A 20,220-nucleotide genomic window follows, 5' to 3' on the forward strand; every position below is an offset into this window, starting at 1 on the left:
GATCCCCGAGGTAGAGATACTTCGGGGATTTTTTGCGTTTATACGGCTTATTTTAATGAATTATTCATTTGTTTTTTCATTGTTTTCGGTGAATATGATGTATATTTATCAAAACAAATACTTATAATTATGTTACATATAGAAAAGGTAGAAAAATCATCGGAATTTATATTGGAATCCGTTTCCAAACTTATTTCCCAACTAACATCCGGAGATGTGTATTTTACAAAATCAGATATTGATAATATTATATCTTCTGAGTGCAGCAATCTTTATCTTCTTTATAATGATGATATTATTGTAGGTATGTTTACATTGGCGCATTATATAACTCCTACAGGGAAGAAATATTGGCTTGAAGATGTTGTAGTATCTGAGGATATGAGAGGACAATCATTGGGAAAAAGGATGGTTGAGGAAGCCATCAGAATAGTTTCCAAAGACGGAAAATCAAAGTTGATGCTGACTTCAAAACCATCCAGGATTGTGGCAAACAAACTTTATCAATCTGTTGGCTTTCAGAAAAAGGAAACTAATGTTTATAAAATGGATTTCGATAAATAAGAATGCTTGTTTTACAATATGATTAAGAGAATCTCTGAACTGGATTTTTTGAAATGTATTTTCATATTGTTAATGATTGCATTTCATCTTGTATATATTGGAGATAGTTATCCATATATTAAGAATATCGTTTATACGTTTCATATACCGGCCTTTCTTATAATTTCCGGATATTTAATGAACATAGAAAAGCCATTACTCGGGTTTTTAAAAACAATTTTCTGGTTGACTGTACCATATCTGATAATGGAAAGCGGTTATATCGTTTCTGCATCTTTTTTGCCTATCAGAGAGCATATAAATAACTTGACACTGGATGTATTTATTAACAAGCTGTTTTTAAAGCCTATTGGGCCATATTGGTATTTACATACGATGATAATATGTTATATTGTAAGTTATCTGTTTTTTATAGGATTTAAGTCACACCGTTTTTTATTGTCTCGAATAATAGTTTCTTCGCTTGTTTTATGTGGATTATCTGTATATTTGGGGATTATTTCTTTGTCAAGTGTGTTTTATTTTCTTCTAGGATTTATAATAAGACAGTCTTCTGTTGATTTTTTATCTTTCTTTAAATCTTCATGGATGTCTATAGTAGGTTTCTTGGTCTTGATTATAGATCCCGGTAATCTGGATAGGTTTACAATAGGAGGAATATTGATAACTTATCTGGCTATATCTGCCCTTTTAGCTATTTATAAAGTATTGCCACGTTTTATATCATCCTTCTTGAATTATATTGGGAATCATAGTCTATTATTATTCTTGTTTTCCCCATTGTTTACTATATTGGTCAAGCCATTGGTCGGCATATTATCATTTGATTCAAGTGGATTGATTTTTCTGATAGTATCTCTTATTATTAACATAGGTGGATGTTTTTCAGTAGGAATGGTAATAGATTACTTGGGTATTACACCTTTTATTTTTGGTAAAAGCAGAATAGTAGAATCCTTTAGGTAGTACAGATTTATATTTAGCTAATCTTTTGTTTGTTATTCTTGATGTGTATTACTATTTTTGTGTTATATAATAGATGATATTTCAAGCGTAATAAAATTTAATAACATTATATAGCCTAATGAATAAGACAGTTTTAAGAGGTTGGATTTGGTGTAAGAGATTCCGTAAGCGATGTGGATACGGTGTGCATTCTCCATCTGACTTTTTCTTTATAACATTTGTAATATATGAGAAATTGCCATTTTACGCTTATTCTCAGTTACACCACCTTCGTCGATTAGTTGCGCATTTGTCAGGGCATAGAGAAAAGGTTGATAAATTGTTTTTTCGTTTAGTAAATTTTTTACGCCCCAAAACAATAATAGAGTTTGGTACTGGTTCCGGAATGTCAACCAGATACATGTCTGAGGCTAATAATGAAATGTGTATTTATACATATTCTGACGGAGAGTTGGAAACGCAAGTAGAACGTTTATTGACCACAAAAAAAAATATTTATTATTTAGGCAGTTCGGAAAAAAACAAAATTGATCTTATATTGCAATCCCATGAAACTCCTGTTTTGTATCATATAGCTCATACATCTGATTATAAAGAGGTGTATGAGAAAATAATATCAAATGTGTCTGATGGAGATTGTTTGGTTATTTCTTATCCTTATAAAGATAAAAATAAGAAATTATGGTGGCAAACAGTAGTAAAAGACGATAGAACCGGCGTTACATTTGATTTATATGATATAGGAATTGTTTTTTTCGATAAAAAACGGGTAAAGGAAAATCGAATAGTTAATTTCCTATGATGTAATGTTTTCAGTCGGAATACACTCATTCCCATTATTTAAATATATATATACCATGAAAAAGAGTCTGATTTATACAAAAACTGGTGATAGCGGAACAACTTCTCTTGTAGGAGGAACACGTGTAAAGAAAACCCATCTTCGGATAGAGGCATATGGAACTGTTGATGAACTCAATGCAACTTTAGGTATGCTTATATCTATAATAAATGATACTGAAGAAAAGAGCAATTTACAATTCATTCAGCATAAATTATTCTCTTTGGGGGCATATTTGGCTACTGAACAGGTAAAAACAGAATTTAAAACAGATTCTTATATATCTGATGCTGATATAGAAAAATTAGAAAAAGCAATAGATTTAATTGATAATTCTCTTCCGGCGTTAAAAGGTTTTATTCTTCCCGGAGGAGCATATCAGTCATCAGTTTGCCACTTGTGCAGAACTATTTGCAGAAGGGCTGAAAGAAGAATTCTGGATATTGAGGAAAATAGTATTCAGGAAATTGATATTAATTGCAAACGCTTTGTAAACAGATTGTCCGATTATTTATTTGTTTTGTCAAGAAAATTAAATCATTTAGCATCTGTAAGTGAAATTTATTGGGATAAGACTTGTAAATGAATTTTTTTGTTATACATTTGTGGCTCAAATAATGAAAGTAAAACTTTTAAAAATATATATGCTATGTATTGGACATTAGAATTGGCCTCAAAATTGGAGGATGCTCCTTGGCCAGCAACAAAAGACGAATTGATTGATTATGCTATGCGTTCAGGAGCTCCACTTGAAGTAATAGAAAATCTTCAGGAAATGGAGGATGAAGGTGAAATATATGAAAGTATTGAAGATATTTGGCCTGATTATCCAAGTAAGGAAGATTTCTTCTTCAACGAGGAAGAATATTAGTGTGATTGTAAGCACAAAGATACTATTAAACCCCTGTAAATCAGTAAGATTTGCGGGGATTTAATTTGTTTTGACAACATCGCTTAACCGCCTCAAATGGCGTGGCTTGTTTTGATAAAACAGGCTTTTTCATTGAGACCTGCCTATTGTATGATTTAGCAGTGGCAAAGATTGCAATTTTTATGTTTCTGTCCTCACTATTAAAATTTTTCAATATAGAACTTGCATCACTTGTTTGTGTGGAATTGAGGGAGGGGCCATTTAATTTAGGATACCTTATTTGACAAATACGGTAACTTCCATCTTCACATACCGGCTATGCCCAACGATGAATCAGTCATCCTGTTTATGAGAAAGACAGCAATGGGTGAGAATCTTGCCTGTTTCAGGTCTCCGAAAACGATCGATCCTGACAGTAATCTGTCCCAGACGAATAAAAACTCTCATCGGCATGCTAGCCTGCCGATAAATTACGATATAAATTGATATCTTCACAAGATTAATAGGTCTGAAGACTCACTCCTGACCTACTAAATGAAACCTTACATATATTGCATTTATATTATTTTTTTATGGTTAAATGTTTTTCTATATTTAAAGATATATGCATTGGTATCTTTATCAGCATTTTGTCTTTATCTTTCTTTTCTTGTTCTTCCGAATTTCAGGATAATTACCAGGACAGGGATGACGGATATTTGGATATATTTTTTTCAAAAGAGGGGACAAGGGCTGATCTTGCAAATGATGGTTCCGGAAGTTTTACAGAGGGCGATAAAGTTGGGCTTTACATTCAATGCGATAAAGGTCTTTCTTATCGTGAACTTACATATTCGGGAGGACAGTGGATGCCACGTCTGAAGCGTAATGATTTTGGTGAAGGACCAATATCTTTGTCTGCTCATTATCCGGCAACCGGAGAACAACAGAATCCAGAGACTTATCAGCTGGATATGGCATTAGATCAGACTGGAGACGGTTTTTATAATTCAGATTTGCTGTTTTCAAAAACAGTCGTCAAATCAGGAGTATACGAAGCTGAAATGAATTTCGGGCATGCTCTTCACAGAATCAGGGTCTCTATCTCTGGCAGTATGACTTCGTCAGAGGTTAAAGTCAGGAGTCTGACACAGGGTAATTTCAATCTGCTTACTGGTGAAGTCAAAGTGAGTGGAACCGATTTCAAATGGATTACCCCATTCAAGGATGAAGAAGGAAATTTTTCCGCTGTGATTATTCCTCAAAGTGCGATCCCTTACAGGGGTGATGACGGACTTCTGCAGATTGTTGCAGAGGGTAAGACAGCGTATTTCAATGCTCCTGAAAAGATAGAAGAGAATAATGAGCTTACATTTTTCGAACCTAGAAAGCAGATCTCGATAAACCTTACTCTGAGACCAGGCAATTCTGAACTTGCTGGAAAGACATTGTGGGTATATGGATTGAATGTGCCTGATTTTCCGGGGAAGGAGAATCTTATTACATATAAGCTCGGTGAGAAATATGGTTTGCCTCAAGGCCAGTGGATCAGATATGACAATCGCAACTATGAGGAGCAATATCTCACGTGGGCTGAAGGATGTGGCTGGTATGACTGCAACAAGTCATATGAAAACTATGAAGACGATTCCCAAATGTGCTGGGCGGCATCTGCATCAAATGTTGTGTCGTGGTGGATGTGCTTGAATAAAGAATACCTTGCGGCATACGATGAAGATTATGGTTCTTCAGTGACGACCGGTTCAGGTACTTTCAAACGTCCGTCCTATGATTTCAAACCGCTTTACCCTAACGGAGTTGGCAGTTGGGACGGTTCTCTTCCGGAACCAGATTATGTCACAGTCAACAGGTCGGAGGTTTTCCAGTTCTTCAAAGATCATTTCCCGAATTTTGGTAACGACGATCCTAAAGGAGTTGAATGGTTTTTTACCGGGGCTTATCTTGGGGGCGATATCAATGGGTTTAAAGGATTCCTTCCTGAAGTATTCACGAGAAATAATGCCTTGACGGCAAGGTCCCCGCACAACCCAGATAGAGAACAGTTCAATACATTTGTTACAGATGCCCTCCTCAACAAAAGGGCTATCGGTCTAAATGTGTTTGATGTTGCCGGTCCCAAAACAGGGAATCATGCTATGACAGCTTGGGGAGTCGAATATGATGAAGCAGGAGATATTGCCTATATATACTATTGCGACAACAACTTTGCGGAACAGGATCCTAATGGTGCGGTGATTATCAGACAGCAGATAGTATATGCTGTCGATAGTTACGGTAAAGAATGTACTTATTTACAGCAGTTGAAACCGGAGGATCCGGATACTAGAGTGGGGAAATTCCTGATTACCTCTGTATTTTCTGCTGATCTGGGAAGAGATATATGGAAAAAGAAATATCCTAATGTGGTTGTAGAAAAATAATACATAATCTCCCCTTAAGAATGTCTTCATCTACTGGTATTCAACAATTTAATCTATAAAAGTCTTTGATAAATCTGCAAGTTTCTTATCTTTAGGTTAATAAACTTGCAGATTTTATGATTAAATATAGCGATCAATATTTGCCTGTTTATCTCACCACAATTGCCTCAGATGGTGTTGTTATTTCATTGATGATAATATAATGTATTGATAATCAATAAGTATAAATTTATTCAACGAGGAAGAATATTAATAGCCTACAGATTGGTTAAATACTTTATTTTCAGCGCGACAAACAATGGGAATTTATTTGTCGCGCTGTTTCGTATTACTACTAATCCTTAACTTTCGAGAGGCTCGTCATATAAAGCAGATTATAGAAAAACTACAAAATTTACTGTATATTTGTATAATATGATATAAAGATGTATTTTTGCACACAGATACAGATGGTGTGCAATAGATAGAACAGTATGACAGTATTAAAGACCAGAGCCAAACTAGTGGATGTAGCCAGGCAACTTTTTGCAAAAAAAGGAGTTGAGGATACTACTATGAATGATATTGCTATTGCTTCCAAGAAAGGGCGTAGAACTCTTTATACTTATTTCAAGAGTAAGGAAGAGATATACATGGCTGTGGTTGAGGCGGAAATAGAAATGCTGTATGAAACATTGAGGAAAGTAGCACAAAAAGATATTTCGCCTGAGAAGAAAATTCTGGAACTGATATTTACACATCTGGAAACGACTAAGACTATCGTTTATAGAAATGGTACTCTAAGGGCTGATTTCTTTCGTGACATATGGAAGGTAGAGGCAGAAAGAAAGGATTTTGACATAAAGGAAGTTGCTCTATTCAGGAAGATTCTTCAGGAAGGAAAAGATTCCGGTATCTTTGATATTGACGATGTAGAGATTACAGCTTCTATCCTTCATTTTTGTATCAAGGGTATAGAAGTTCCTTTTATCAGGGGGCAGATAGCCGAAGAACTTGATGACGAAACATCATGGAGATATGTCAAGAAAATAGTTTACGGTGCCTTAGGTTGTAAGGCAGACGATTAAAAAAATGACAGTAATATTTAAAACGAAATAATTATGGGATTATTAACTGGAAAAACTGCTATCGTAACTGGTGCTGCTCGTGGTATCGGTAAAGCTATAGCATTGAAGTTTGCTGCAGAAGGAGCAAACATTGCGTTTACTGATTTGGTAATCGATGAAAACGGATTGAACACAGAAAAAGAAATCGCAGCTTTTGGTGTTAAGGTTAAAGGCTATGCTTCGAATGCTGCAAATTTTGAAGATACTGCAAAGGTAGTTGAACAGATCAAAGAAGAATTCGGTTCAATTGATATCCTTGTAAACAATGCAGGTATTACAAAAGACGGATTGATGATGCGTATGAGCGAAGCTCAATGGGATGCTGTCATTGCTGTAAACTTGAAATCTGCATTCAACTTCATTCATGCTTGTACTCCAATCATGATGCGCCAGAAGAGTGGTAACATCATCAATATGGCATCTGTAGTAGGTGTACACGGAAATGCAGGTCAGTGTAACTATTCTGCATCTAAGGCAGGTATGATTGGTTTGGCTAAATCTATTGCTCAGGAACTTGGTTCTCGTGGTATCCGTGCAAATGCTATCGCTCCTGGATTTATTATCACAGAAATGACAGCACAGCTTTCTGATGAAGTTAAGGCTGAATGGAACAAACGTATTCCTTTGCGTCGTGGCGGTACTCCTGAAGATGTTGCAAATACTGCATTGTATCTTGCTTCTGACTTGTCTGCATATGTTTCAGGTCAGGTTATTCAGGTTGACGGTGGTATGAATATGTAATTTTCATATACGATATAGTTTGGGCACAGGCTTCGTTGGTATAATGAAATCTGTGCCTGTTTTTTTTATAAATATATTCCTATGACTGTAGTTTACGAAGACAATCATATAATAATAGTAAATAAAACTGCCTCTGAAATTGTCCAGGGTGATAAAACCGGAGATACTCCTCTTTCCGAGACCGTAAAACAGTATTTGAAAGAGAAATATAATAAGCCTGGCAATGTGTTTATCGGGGTTACTCACAGGTTGGACAGACCTGTAAGTGGTCTTGTGGTCTTTGCCAAAACGAGTAAGGCACTGAGCCGCCTGAATGATATGTTCAGACAGGGCGAAGTGGAGAAAACTTATTGGGCTATAGTAAAGAACGCGCCGGCTGCGGAAGAAGGTACTTTGGTACATTATATGATTAAAAATGAAAAGCAGAATAAGTCCTATGCATATGATAAGGAAGTGAAAGGATCCAAAAAAGCTATTTTGGATTACAGGCTTATCGGTCATTCGCAAAATTATTTTCTGCTTGAAGTAAATCTGCATACCGGACGACATCATCAGATACGTTGCCAGTTAGCAAAGATGGGATGTCCTATTAAGGGGGATTTGAAATACGGATTTCCACGCTCTAATCCCGATGGAAGTATTTGCCTACATTCGCGTAGAGTAAAATTTGTACATCCGGTGTCAAAAGAAATTATAGATGTAACAGCTGACTTGCCTTCCGGAAATTTATGGAATGGTTTTGGTATATAAAAATAAAAGAGCATGCTTCACAGCGTGCTCTTTTCCGTTTTTAACACATAGGCATCTTCATTATCATAAGATTGTAGTTTTGTATATATTGATACACAATCTCAGAAATTCAATTCTATGGGGTTGGGTTTTGTGTGTTTAGCTTAGTCTAATCTTATTCATTCACTGATATATTCGCAAATGTTATGCCATAAATACCGAATAAATATTTAAATCTGTGTATAACAGGTGTTTATAAAAAATATATTCCACATCCGTGTGAATACAAATGTGGAATATATTGTGGAAAGTGTGTATTTTTTCTACACTTTATTGTGGAATATTATAGTGTTTGAGCTTATTGTATAGCGTTTTTCTGTCTATACCCAGTATAGCGGCAGCTTTCGATTTGTTGTTGCCTGTTTGTTTAAGTGCATTAATTATCAGTTGCTTCTCGGCTTCTTCCTTATTTAATGTAGATAATATCTTACCGCTTTCAATTTCATCAGAATGATGTTCTGTCAGTTCTTCTCCCAATTCTACAGGTGTAATGAAATCACCACTGGCCAATAGGGTAGCTCTTTTGACGATGTTTTTTAGTTGTCTCAGGTTTCCTGGCCATGAGTAATTCTGCAAAATAGAGCTTGCCTGCGAATCGAAACCTATAAGGTCTTTGTCAAGTTCCTTGTTTGCCTGATCAAGAAAGAAATTTGCGAACAGCAGTATATCTTCTTGTCGCTCTTTCAAGGATGGCATTCGTAATGTAAATTCATTTATACGATGATACAGGTCTTCCCTGAAATTACCTTTGGCAATGGCCTCTTTCAGATTTTCATTTGTCGCGCAGACCAATCTTACATCAACTTCTATTTCTTTTGTTGATCCGATTCTTCGTATTCTTCTTTCCTGCAGAGCTCGCAGCAATTGTACTTGGACTTCATAGCTAAGATTTCCAATTTCATCAAGGAACAGTGTTCCTCCATTTGCTTCTTCAAAAGCTCCCACCTTGTCTGATAGCGCACCGGTAAATGAGCCTTTCACATGTCCGAAGAATTCGGATGCAGCCAAGTCTTTGGGTATGGAACCGCAGTCGATTGCTATAAAAGGTTTTTCATTTCTTTTGCTGAGTTGGTGAATGCGGTGTGCCACGTATTCTTTACCAGTTCCACTGGCACCGTTTATCAATACAGACATCTGCGTAGGAGCCACTAATCGGACATAACTGAAAAGTTTACGTGCCGCTTCGCTCTCTCCTTCAAGGAAGTTGCTGTTCTTTTCTTCTGTATTTGACGTTTTCTTGTTTTCCTGTTTGTTGTCTGCTGCTTTTTTGTTTGTCGAAGCTCCAAGTGCTTCGTTTATTTTGTTCAGCAGTTCGTCTGGTTGGATAGGTTTTTTTATGTAGTCAGTTGCACCAAGCTTCATGGCTGTAACTGCATTCTGGATTTCTCCATAGCTTGTCATCATGATGAATGGTGTATTGATTTCTAGCTCCCTCATCCATGTAAGGAGTTGCATTCCGTCCTGATCGGGAAGTCTTAAGTCAGAGAGAATCAAACTGAAATCTCTTGATGTTATTAGTTTTCGTGCTTTGGCGCATGCGCCTGCAGTTTCTACGTCAAAGCCCTTTTTACCCAACCAAGTCTTGAGCATTGTGGAGAATGTGAGGTCGTCTTCAACAATTAAAATTGACGGAATCATATATTATAGATGTTTTTTTATTTTACAAAGTTAATCTTTATATTCCATCTAATTGGCTTTGCTATTCTTATTTTTATAAATATTATCTAATGATATATGCATAAATACCTTTTTTTGTTTTTGTTATATGTTTGCTGTTATAGTATGTTCAGGCATTTGTTACTTTTTCTTTTTCTTATGATTTATTCCAATACTACTTTTGTTAAGAATTAAAATTCTGTCTATCTTTGTTTCCGTATTTGTATGATTATACTCCAAAAATAGATATTTGAAAAATGAAAAGAATCTATTCGCTTTTATGTGTATTGTTTGCTGTAGCAATGTGTGTCAATGCTCAACCGCAAATATCATTCGACAGTAAATCCAAGGATATAGGATATATTTTGTGGCGTAATCCTGTGACTGTTAAATACTCTTTTACCAATACCGGCGACAAGCCTCTTGTTATATCAAACGTTACAGTATCATGCGGATGCATGCAGGCTGATTGGACCAAAGAACCTGTTGCTGTTGGTGCAAAAGGTGAGATAACTGCCGTATTCGATGCCGAGGCTATAGGAAAATTCTATAAGGAGGTAGGTGTCTATTGCAATGCTTCAAACATTCCTCTTTATCTTGATTTTACCGGTGAGGTTACTGCCGACTCAAAGGATTATGCTTTTACACATAAATACAGTTACGGTGCCGTAAGAACAAATGAAGACGAAATCGTGTTCGACGATGTCAATAAGGGAGATAAACCTCAGTTTGAAATCCTTGTGGCAAATACCTCGAATAAGGCATATAGTCCTGTATTAATGCATTTGCCTCCATATTTGTCGGCTAAGGCAGAGCCTGAAGTTTTGGGCTCGCAAAAGAATGGAAAGATAACGGTTACACTTAACACTGAAAAACTTCCAAAACTTGGAATTACACGTACCACAGTGTTCTTGTCCAGATTTATGGGCGATAAAGTTAGCAGTGAGAATGAAATACCTGTTTCTGTAGTCCTGTTGCCTGATTTTTCTGTTCAGACTGAATTCCAGAAAAACAATCCTCCTGTAGCCGAAATAAGCTCTAAGGTTTTGGAATTCCCGGGCTTGAAATCCAGACAGAAGAAATCGCAAACTGTAATTATTACCAATAAAGGAAACTCTAATCTGGAGATATTGGACTTGCAGGTATTTACTATGGCCCTGAATGTCAAGCTGAATAAACATATTATCAAGCCGGGTGAATCTGCAAAGATGAAGGTAACAGTCCTGGCAAGTAATCTGTCACGCTCAAAAGGTAAACCTAGGGTACTTATGATTACAAATGATCCGAAGAACCCTAAGATAACCATTAATGTAAATGCACAAGTAGTGAAATAATAGATATATCGGATATTGTCCGATATTGAGATTTTAACCTTTAAAAATATTACCATTATGGAACATCCGGAAAACAACGAAGAATATAAGGGATTGACCGTCAATCAGGGAGTTGAACAGCCTTCGATTGTAAATCCTTATATAAACCTCAGAAACAGGCCTAAAAGACGTCAGTTCTCTGTAGATGAATATGTGGAAGGTATAGTAAAGGGTGATATAACCATGCTTAGCCGTGCTGTTACTTTGGTGGAAAGTGTCAGACCTGAACACCAGGCTATAGCCCAGGAAGTAATAGAGAAGTGTCTGCCTTATTCCGGCAATTCGATAAGAGTCGGAATCAGTGGTGTTCCTGGAGCCGGTAAGAGTACTTCGATAGATGTATTCGGGCTTCATGTACTTGAAGAAAAAGGCGGTAAGCTGGCTGTATTGGCAATAGACCCTAGCAGTGAGCGTTCCAAAGGTAGTATTTTGGGTGACAAGACCAGAATGGAGAAACTGTCCGTTCATCCTAAATCATTTATTCGCCCTAGTCCGTCAGCAGGATCGTTGGGAGGAGTGGCGCGTAAGACACGCGAAACGATAATTCTGTGCGAAGCTGCCGGATTTGATAAGATTTTTGTTGAAACGGTAGGTGTAGGTCAGAGTGAGACAGCGGTTCACTCTATGGTAGATTTCTTCCTGTTGATACAGCTTGCCGGTACCGGTGACGAACTTCAGGGAATAAAGCGAGGTATAATGGAAATGGCCGACGGAATAGTAATAAACAAGGCCGACGGAAATAATATAGAAAAGGCCAAGCTTGCAGCTGCACATTTCCGTAACGCACTTCATCTTTTCCCTGCTCCTGAATCAGGATGGACACCTCAGGTTCTGACATATTCCGGATTCTACAATATAGGAGTAAAGGAAATATGGGATATGGTGTATGGATATATCGACTTTGTCAAGAAGAACGGATATTTTGATTACAGGAGAAACGAACAGGCAAAGTATTGGATGTATGAAACCATAAACGAGCATCTTCGCGACAGTTTCTATCAGGATCCGTTGATAGCAGATATGCTCGAAATAAAGGAAAAGGAAGTCCTTAACGGACAGGCTACATCGTTCACGGCAGCCAAGAAGTTGCTTGATGTTTATTTTAACCAATTAAAGAAGTAAAAAGATTTTTATATAAGATATGCAGGATTTTGTTCATTTACATGTTCACACCCAATATTCAATCCTTGACGGACAAGCCTCTATACCAAAGCTGGTAGATAAGGCTATAGCCAATGGAATGAAGGGTATTGCTGTAACTGACCATGGTGCCATGTTCGGTATCAAGGAGTTTTTCAATTATGTAAACAAGAAAAACGGAGGAACAAATGGCGAAATCAAGGATTTGAAGAAGAAAATAGCTGCTCTGGAAAAAGGAGAAACCGAATCTGAAAATCCTGAAGAGGAACTGGCTGAATGCAGAAAACTGTTGCAGGCGGCACAGGACAGACTGTTCAAGCCGATTATTGGATGTGAGATGTATGTGGCACGTCGCGGACTTAAAGACAAGGATGGTAAGCAAGACCAGAGCGGTTACCACCTTGTAGTATTGGCTAAGAACCTGAAAGGGTATCATAATCTTATCAAGCTCGTTTCTAAGGCATGGACAGAAGGGTTTTATATGCGTCCGCGTACAGACCGTGCAGAACTGGAGAAGTATCACGAGGGGCTTATCGTTTGTTCTGCTTGTCTTGGAGGTGAAGTTCCTAAAAAAATAACGGCAGGACAGCTTGAAGAAGCTGAAGAGGCTATACGCTGGTATAAGAACCTTTTCGGTGATGACTATTATCTTGAGCTTCAGCGCCATAAAGCTACTGTGCAAAGGGCAAACCATGAAGCTTATCCGTTGCAGCAGACTGTAAATGCGAAACTGCTGGAATATTCCAAGAAATATAATATAAAGCTTGTCTGTACAAACGACGTGCACTTCGTCGATGAAGAGAATGCCGAAGCTCACGACCGTCTTATCTGTCTTAGTACAGGAAAGGATCTTGACGACCCTAACCGTATGCTATATACCAAGCAGGAATGGATGAAGACTCGTGAAGAGATGAACGAAATCTTTGCCGACGTACCTGAAGCACTTTCAAATACTGTTGATATATGCAATAGCGTAGAATTCTATTCTATTGACAATCCGCCTATTATGCCTACCTTTGCTATTCCGGAAGAATTCGGAACAGAGGAGGAATACCGTAAGAAATTTACTGAAAAAGACTTGTTTGATGAGTTTACTCAGGATGAGAACGGTAATGTTGTAATGGATGAGGCTTCGGCCAATGCCAAAATCAAGAGGCTTGGCGGTTATGAGAAATTATACCGTATCAAGCTTGAAGCCGATTATCTGGCAAAACTGGCATACGACGGAGCGAAACGTCGTTATGGTGAGGTTCTCAATGAAGAAGTAAGCGAGCGAATAAAGTTTGAGTTGCATATTATGAAGACCATGGGTTTCCCTGGTTACTTCCTTATTGTGCAGGACTTTATCTCTGCCGCAAGAAACAAGCTTGATGTGTCTGTAGGTCCGGGACGTGGATCTGCAGCAGGATCGGCTGTGGCATACTGTCTTGGTATTACACAGATTGACCCTATCAAGTACGACCTTCTGTTTGAGCGTTTCCTTAATCCGGACCGTATCTCTCTTCCTGATATCGATGTTGACTTCGATGATGACGGACGTGGACGTGTCCTGAACTGGGTAACAGAAAAATACGGACAGGAAAAGGTTGCACATATCATCACATACGGTACAATGGCCACTAAATTGGCTATCAAGGATGTGGCACGTGTGCAGAAACTTCCGTTATCGGAATCGGACAGACTGTGTAAGCTGGTTCCTGACAAGATTCCTGACAAGAAACTGAATCTTCCTAATGCTATAGCATACGTACCTGAACTTCAGGCTGCGGAGGTGTCTACAGACCCTGTATTGAGAGATACCATCAAGTATGCGAAGATGCTTGAAGGTAACGTACGAAATACCGGTGTGCATGCCTGCGGTACTATCATTTGCCGTGACGATATCACTGATTGGGTTCCTGTAAGTACGGCCGATGATAAGGAAACAGGCGAGAAGATGCTTGTCACCCAGTATGAAGGTTCTGTAATCGAGGATACCGGTCTTATCAAGATGGACTTCCTTGGACTGAAGACACTGTCCATCATAAAGGAAGCATTGGAAAATATAAAGCATAGCAAGGGTATAATATTGAATATTGACGAAATACCGATAGACGACCCTGCCACATATAAGCTGTATGGTGACGGACGTACAATCGGAACATTCCAGTTCGAATCTGCCGGAATGCAGAAGTATCTGCGCGAACTTGAACCGTCAACATTCGAGGACCTTATTGCCATGAATGCGCTATACCGTCCGGGACCTATGGATTACATCCCTGACTTTATCGACCGTAAGCATGGACGTAAGCCTATTGAGTATGATATACCAATCATGGAGAAATACCTTAAGGATACTTACGGTATTACGGTATATCAGGAGCAGGTCATGCTTTTGTCGCGTCTGCTTGCCGACTTTACCCGTGGTGAGTCTGATGCCCTCCGTAAGGCGATGGGTAAGAAGCTCCGTGACAAGCTGGATCACATGAAACCTAAGTTTATCGAAGGTGGAAAGAAAAACGGTCATGACCCTCAAGTACTTGAAAAAATTTGGGCCGACTGGGAAAAGTTTGCTTCTTACGCCTTCAATAAGTCTCATGCCACATGTTATTCGTGGGTTGCTTATCAGACCGCATACCTGAAGGCTAACTATCCTTCGGAATACATGGCTGCCACAATGAGCCGAAATATTGCCAACATCACTGAAATTACAAAACTGATGGACGAATGTAAGGCTACAGGTATTAAGGTCTTAGGCCCAGACGTGAATGAAAGTGAGCTGAAATTCTCTGTAAACAGTCGCGGTGACATACGTTTCGGTATGGGGGCAGTTAAAGGAGTAGGAGAATCTGCAGTACAGTGTATTCTGGAAGAACGTAGAAAAAATGGCGAATACAAGAATATATTTGATTTTGTTCAGCGAGTGAATCTTTCTTCATGCAACAGAAAGAACATAGAAAACCTTGCTTTGGCAGGTGGTTTTGACAGTTTCCATGGAATAAAGCGTGAAGACTTCTTCGTAAAGAATGCAAAAGAAGAAACCTTCGTGGAAGTTCTTGTAAGATATGGAAACAAATATCAGGTTGACAAGGCTGCTGCCACAAACTCTTTGTTCGGAGGTGAAATGGCTGTAGAGATTGCTACACCTGAAATTATTCCTGCACCTGCATGGAGCGACTTGGAACGACTTAACCGCGAGCGCGAACTTGTGGGAATATATCTTTCTGCCCATCCGTTGGATGAATATGCAGTAGTACTGGAGAATGTTTGTAATGTACATATGGACGAACTGGCGGATTTGGTACCTCTGCAGAACAGAGACCTCATACTCGGTGGAATAGTTACCGGAGTGCGCGAGGGATATACCAAAAACGGAAAGCCATACGGTATTGCAAAGGTCGAAGACTATTCCGGAGTAGCAGAATTTGCATTTTTTGGCAATGAATGGGTAGAAAAGAAGAACTTTTTCAGCGAAGGAATGTTTTTATATATGCATGGCAAATGTCAGCCAAAACAATGGAAACAGGACGAGTGGGAAGTTAAAATCAATACGATAGAGCTTTTGCCTGATGTCAAGGAGAAAGTAATTGAGAGAATAACCGTCAAGGCTCCGCTTTCATCTATAGACGATGAATTTATCACGGAGTTCGGTTCCATAGTGAAACAGAATCCTGGAAATGCGGAACTGTTGTTCTACATTATGGACGATGACGGGCAGATGTATGTGAATCTTTCTTCACGTTCTATCAAGGTTTCCGTACAAAAAGATTTGATTAATTATTTAAAATCGCAATCACAGTTGGACTATAAAATAAATTAATCTATATTTGTTGCGAATAACGACAAACTAAAGAATATATAAACTTAAAAAATTAAATAACATGGCACTTAACATTACAGATCAGAATTTTGAAGAGATAATGGCAGAGGGTAAACCTGTAGTATTGGACTTTTGGGCAACATGGTGTGGTCCATGCAAGCAGATTGCTCCATATATAGAAGAACTTGCTGACGAATATAAGGATACTGTAAACATCGGTAAATGCGATGTTGACGAAAACTCGGATCTTCCTGCGCAGTTTGGAGTACGTAACATCCCTACAGTACTTTTCATCAAGAACGGCGAAGTGGTTGAAAAACAGGTTGGTGCAACTACCAAGCAGGCTTTGGCTGAAAAACTGAAAGCTATCCTCTGATAGTAACGGACTTTTATTAATCATTAAATACTGACAACTATGGCAACAGACAACGAATTCTTGTTGGAAGACGAGGATGATGAAAAGACGATTGAGTTTATCAAGAACTATTTGCCTCAGGACTTGAAAGAAAAGTTCACAGACGATGATTTGTATTATATATTCGACCTTATAGTAGAGTATTATACAAACAGCGGATGTCTTGACGCTCAGCCGGATGAAGAAGGATATATTAATATCGACCAGGATGAGATCGTTAATTATATAATTAAGGAATCTGCAGAAGACGGTATGGGACCTTATGAACCGGACGATGTATTCTTTGTTGTTCAAGGCGAAATGGAATACGGAAACCAATTGGGTGGTGTAGAATAAAAAACTCTTCATATAAAAAATGCTTCAAGGTATTTTCATATACTTTGAAGCATTTTTTTTTGTATAATAGACTTATGCCCATATATCTGTAGATTTCAGTATCTTCATTGTGGTGAAGAAGAAAAAGTGATTTCCGGATTAATGCCCTTTATTGTTTCTAGCATCATATCTCTGTTTTCCGGAGCCAGATATGTTTTCTTTCCGTTCTTCTCAATAATAACTGTATCATACGGAATATTCAGAGTGAATCTTTTCTTCTCTTTCAGAGCTATTATTTCCTTTATATCAAATATATTGATGGATCTGTATTTGAAATCTCTAATGCTTAGGTATTCATCGGATATGCTATATTCTATGTGATATATTCGAATGCATGACGACAGGGCCATGAATATGAAACATGATATGAATGGAATAAGATTGTCAACGTTTCTTTCTGACAATAGTACCAGAACAATACATAATACTATCGCAGTGACAGAATACATCATGGACATCCATACACAACCCTTTGCCTTTTCCGACATTTGTGAACTGAAAGTTTTCATATCGCCTGCTGTTTTAATTGTTTTTAAATGGTGTTTAAACGCTATTTAAATGGTGTTTAAACATCTTCTAAGTCTTACAAATATATGGAAAAAACATGATTTATACATCTTTTAGCATTAAAAATGCAGCATTTACGTTTATAAATTGTTTCTTTACTCAAGTTTCTGATTTAGATTTTAGGCAGTTTGTGCATATGCCTGTAGTGCTTCCAGCCTCTTGTTGTTTTCGATAAGCTGACGCATCAGCGTGTCCTCATCTGCTCCAGTGAGTTCTGCAACTATGCCCACCACTTCAACAATTATTAGCCATATTTTCTCTACAACAGTCAGTTCGTAGGCTCCTGTATACACATCCTTGAAAAGTCCTCCTATGGTTTCGTAATCCAGACTTCTTTTCAGTAAGGCCAATAAGTTATACCGTATCATGACCAGCGAAACATGTGCCAGTTGGGCAGTGAAGTCCCGTGCGGAGCAATCGGCCAGCCCAAGCAGTCGTTTGCTATCGGCAAAGAAGACTTCAATGGCCCAACGCATGGCGTAGATTTCGTATGCGCGCATGAAATCAACCGATGTATCGGTAGTGAGCAGCATTCTCCATCCCTCAGCTTTGCCGCGCCGGCAGAAGAACAGACGGACCTGCCGTGTGCCCAGTTTCACATCGGTCATGGCATAGTGAATATGGTAACGTCTGCTGTACCTTATCTGTCTTGAGGATGAAAGCCTGCTGAGAATGGATCTGGCTGAAAGGTCTCCCCATGAGGTGGAATACTTTGTATTACCCATTTTCGCCATGCCAAGCAGATGAAACTTCTTATGGCAGCTGCATACAAAATCCACAAGCCCGGTATTTGTAAACCAGCTGTCCACCAGCAGATAATCAAAAGGAATCCTGTAGCGGATAGCGGCCTTGACCATCTCTATCAGCTTCTTGCCCTTACCCATGAAGTATTCTTCTTTACGTCCGGCTGCGTGGGAGCCTGCATCGCGTTTACGCTCATAGCGCCTTTTGCGTTGTTCGGCCGTCATCCCCTGTTCCTTGCCTTCCACTTTACCCTTCTCGCCATGAAGGGAAACGTCGAGCATGAACTGGGTGCGACCATCGCTCCAGCACAGCATGAGGGCCTTATACCCGAGAATACACTTCTGATGTATATGAGAGAAAATATAATGGTAGGGCGATTTTAAGTATAGAGGCGTATGATATGCTTGCCCGTAAAAGCAATATATCAAGAAGTTTGAAATCCAATGTGCGTTCCATAACCGAATATAACGGTGTGGACAGTTATATAATGGCCCATTTTATATACAGGTATGATTTTATGCGAGGTAAAAAAAGCAGATGAGGAATGCCATGCTACTTTATGTATGTGAAGTTGTTCTTCTGAAATAAAAATAAAAAACAATTTCGTCGCCATGAAAAAACTTCGTATATTTGCACCCGCTATGGTGAAGTATCTGTTTCTTTTATACATCGCATTGGGGATATACCTGATTTCGGGTGACTATTCCACCGTATATGACAGTCAGGAGTATGAAAATACTTGTGTGGCTGAATGGCAAAATGATACGGTGATAATCAATCATATATTCAGAGGTTTGTCCGAAAAAAAGGAGATTGATAACGAAAGAGTAAATTTATTGTTTCAATTTTGTATCGCAAATAACAATGTTTATAATAGCGGACGTTTCACTTTGTCTTATAAGTTGTTAAAGACTTATTCTAATGCTTTAGGCATAACCCATTTACGGAAAATATTCTTGCCGGAAGAAAAGGTGACATCTTATTTCTCTTTTTTACTCTTCACTCGTTACTCGGACAATTATTATATTTATCAAATCAAACGTATTTTGATTTAGCATAAATTATAAGGTTGGTGGGCCGTTTTTTTATTCATATATGTTTCCTGAAGATTATTGATACGGGATTATTGTTCCTGCCTGCCGCAATATGAAAATTAAATTCTTTTTTATATGCTAATATCAATTTATTTACATGGATTTTTTACTGGATTTTATCTTTAATATAGATCGACATTTGATTGAAATAGTCCAAACATACCATGCATGGACGTATATTATATTATTTTTAATTATTTTCTGTGAAACAGGTTTGGTCGTTACGCCATTCCTTCCCGGCGATTCATTACTGTTTGTTTCAGGTGCTATAGCCGCTCTTCCCGGTGTGCCGATTGAAATCAATATCTTGGTTTTGGTACTTTTTGTCGCTGCCATTTCTGGTGATTCTTGCAATTATATTATAGGCCATTTTTTTGGAAAAAAGTTGTTTGGCAGGAAAAATTCTGGCATATTCAAACAAGAACATTTGGATAAGACTCACGAGTTTTATAAAAAATATGGAGGTAAGACAATCATCATAGCACGTTTTGTGCCAATCGTTCGTACTTTTGCTCCGTTTGTGGCAGGAATGGGGAAAATGCATTATTATTTTTTCATGATATATAATGTGGCAGGTGGTGCTTTATGGATTGCGTTATTCTGCTATGCCGGATATTTTTTCGGAGACCTGCCTTTTGTACAAAATAATTTGAAACTTCTTATAGTGGCAATCATTGTTATTTCCATATTGCCTGCCATAGTGGAAGTAGTAAGAACCAAATTGAAATTAAAGAGATAAATTATAAAAACTAATTAATC

The 20,220-nt window shown here is 38.1% G+C and carries 20 protein-coding genes; 17 read left to right on the forward strand and 3 right to left on the reverse strand.

Features of this window, described 5'->3' with window-relative positions; genetic code table 11:
- The 9 genes from NW213_RS16080 to NW213_RS16120 all read left to right on the forward strand — a co-directional run.
- On the forward strand, window positions 1–564 hold a 564-nt coding region (locus tag NW213_RS16080), incomplete at its 5' end, for a GNAT family N-acetyltransferase (RefSeq protein WP_258323395.1).
- An 18-nt stretch (window positions 565–582) separates the two neighbouring features.
- Window positions 583–1,530, forward strand: coding sequence for an acyltransferase (locus tag NW213_RS16085; RefSeq protein ID WP_258323396.1), 948 nt, complete (start codon window positions 583–585; stop codon window positions 1,528–1,530).
- Window positions 1,531–1,648: 118 nt separating this feature from the next.
- The gene (locus NW213_RS16090; protein WP_235340464.1) at window positions 1,649–2,332 is read left to right on the forward strand and encodes a class I SAM-dependent methyltransferase; all 684 of its coding nucleotides are present in this window, start codon (window positions 1,649–1,651) and stop codon (window positions 2,330–2,332) included.
- A 55-nt stretch (window positions 2,333–2,387) separates the two neighbouring features.
- On the forward strand, window positions 2,388–2,957 hold the full coding sequence (locus tag NW213_RS16095) for a cob(I)yrinic acid a,c-diamide adenosyltransferase (RefSeq protein ID WP_258323397.1): 570 nt from the start codon (window positions 2,388–2,390) through the stop codon (window positions 2,955–2,957).
- Between the two features lie 63 nt (window positions 2,958–3,020).
- Complete coding sequence (locus tag NW213_RS16100) at window positions 3,021–3,242, forward strand: DUF2795 domain-containing protein (RefSeq protein WP_002558131.1); 222 nt, start codon at window positions 3,021–3,023, stop codon at window positions 3,240–3,242.
- A 698-nt stretch (window positions 3,243–3,940) separates the two neighbouring features.
- Window positions 3,941–5,662 carry an IdeS/Mac family cysteine endopeptidase gene (locus tag NW213_RS16105; protein WP_258323398.1) on the forward strand — a complete coding sequence of 574 codons (1,722 nt, stop codon included), beginning with the start codon at window positions 3,941–3,943 and terminating at the stop codon, window positions 5,660–5,662.
- A 473-nt stretch (window positions 5,663–6,135) separates the two neighbouring features.
- A complete protein-coding gene (locus tag NW213_RS16110) occupies window positions 6,136–6,729 on the forward strand; it encodes a TetR/AcrR family transcriptional regulator (RefSeq protein ID WP_204394160.1) in 594 nt (197 codons plus the stop codon).
- Between the two features lie 33 nt (window positions 6,730–6,762).
- Entirely contained in the window at window positions 6,763–7,509 is a 747-nt protein-coding gene (gene fabG, locus NW213_RS16115; protein ID WP_154045094.1) for a 3-oxoacyl-[acyl-carrier-protein] reductase, read from the forward strand.
- A gap of 81 nt (window positions 7,510–7,590) precedes the next feature.
- Window positions 7,591–8,259 (forward strand): RluA family pseudouridine synthase, encoded by a 669-nt coding sequence (locus NW213_RS16120; protein WP_154045095.1) that lies wholly within the window; start codon window positions 7,591–7,593, stop codon window positions 8,257–8,259.
- 309 nt (window positions 8,260–8,568) lie between these two features.
- On the opposite strand, the gene NW213_RS16125 is transcribed toward NW213_RS16120, so the two are convergent.
- On the reverse strand, window positions 8,569–9,936 hold the full coding sequence (locus tag NW213_RS16125) for a sigma-54 dependent transcriptional regulator (RefSeq protein WP_258323399.1): 1,368 nt from the start codon (window positions 9,934–9,936) through the stop codon (window positions 8,569–8,571).
- A gap of 275 nt (window positions 9,937–10,211) precedes the next feature.
- Between NW213_RS16125 and NW213_RS16130 the strand changes: the two genes are divergently transcribed.
- The 5 genes from NW213_RS16130 to NW213_RS16150 all read left to right on the forward strand — a co-directional run bounded on the left by NW213_RS16130 (window position 10,212) and on the right by NW213_RS16150 (window position 17,017).
- Window positions 10,212–11,288 (forward strand): DUF1573 domain-containing protein, encoded by a 1,077-nt coding sequence (locus tag NW213_RS16130; protein ID WP_258323400.1) that lies wholly within the window; start codon window positions 10,212–10,214, stop codon window positions 11,286–11,288.
- A 57-nt stretch (window positions 11,289–11,345) separates the two neighbouring features.
- A complete protein-coding gene (gene meaB / locus NW213_RS16135; RefSeq protein WP_154045098.1) occupies window positions 11,346–12,449 on the forward strand; it encodes a methylmalonyl Co-A mutase-associated GTPase MeaB in 1,104 nt (367 codons plus the stop codon).
- 19 nt (window positions 12,450–12,468) lie between these two features.
- Window positions 12,469–16,266 carry a DNA polymerase III subunit alpha gene (dnaE, locus tag NW213_RS16140; RefSeq protein ID WP_258323401.1) on the forward strand — a complete coding sequence of 1,266 codons (3,798 nt, stop codon included), beginning with the start codon at window positions 12,469–12,471 and terminating at the stop codon, window positions 16,264–16,266.
- Between the two features lie 61 nt (window positions 16,267–16,327).
- Window positions 16,328–16,642 carry a thioredoxin gene (gene trxA / locus NW213_RS16145; RefSeq protein WP_154045100.1) on the forward strand — a complete coding sequence of 105 codons (315 nt, stop codon included), beginning with the start codon at window positions 16,328–16,330 and terminating at the stop codon, window positions 16,640–16,642.
- A gap of 39 nt (window positions 16,643–16,681) precedes the next feature.
- Complete coding sequence (locus NW213_RS16150; protein ID WP_154045101.1) at window positions 16,682–17,017, forward strand: hypothetical protein; 336 nt, start codon at window positions 16,682–16,684, stop codon at window positions 17,015–17,017.
- Between the two features lie 104 nt (window positions 17,018–17,121).
- On the opposite strand, the gene NW213_RS16155 is transcribed toward NW213_RS16150, so the two are convergent.
- Together NW213_RS16155 and NW213_RS16160 are read right to left on the reverse strand one after the other, a co-directional pair.
- On the reverse strand, window positions 17,122–17,565 hold the full coding sequence (locus NW213_RS16155) for a hypothetical protein (RefSeq protein WP_258323402.1): 444 nt from the start codon (window positions 17,563–17,565) through the stop codon (window positions 17,122–17,124).
- A gap of 177 nt (window positions 17,566–17,742) precedes the next feature.
- A complete protein-coding gene (locus tag NW213_RS16160) occupies window positions 17,743–18,591 on the reverse strand; it encodes a transposase (protein WP_258323403.1) in 849 nt (282 codons plus the stop codon).
- A 36-nt stretch (window positions 18,592–18,627) separates the two neighbouring features.
- Here NW213_RS16160 and NW213_RS16165 point away from each other — a divergent pair, with 36 nt between their 5' ends.
- From NW213_RS16165 to NW213_RS16175, 3 genes are all read left to right on the forward strand, one after another.
- Window positions 18,628–18,750 (forward strand): hypothetical protein, encoded by a 123-nt coding sequence (locus NW213_RS16165; RefSeq protein WP_258323404.1) that lies wholly within the window; start codon window positions 18,628–18,630, stop codon window positions 18,748–18,750.
- Between the two features lie 228 nt (window positions 18,751–18,978).
- The gene (locus tag NW213_RS16170) at window positions 18,979–19,422 is read left to right on the forward strand and encodes a hypothetical protein (RefSeq protein ID WP_204404446.1); all 444 of its coding nucleotides are present in this window, start codon (window positions 18,979–18,981) and stop codon (window positions 19,420–19,422) included.
- Between the two features lie 136 nt (window positions 19,423–19,558).
- On the forward strand, window positions 19,559–20,200 hold the full coding sequence (locus NW213_RS16175; RefSeq protein ID WP_258323405.1) for a DedA family protein: 642 nt from the start codon (window positions 19,559–19,561) through the stop codon (window positions 20,198–20,200).
- Window positions 20,201–20,220 lie beyond the last annotated feature (20 nt).

Origin of the sequence: Bacteroides sp. ET336, assembly GCF_024733815.1 — a bacterium.
GTDB lineage: Bacteria > Bacteroidota > Bacteroidia > Bacteroidales > Bacteroidaceae > Phocaeicola > Phocaeicola cellulolyticus.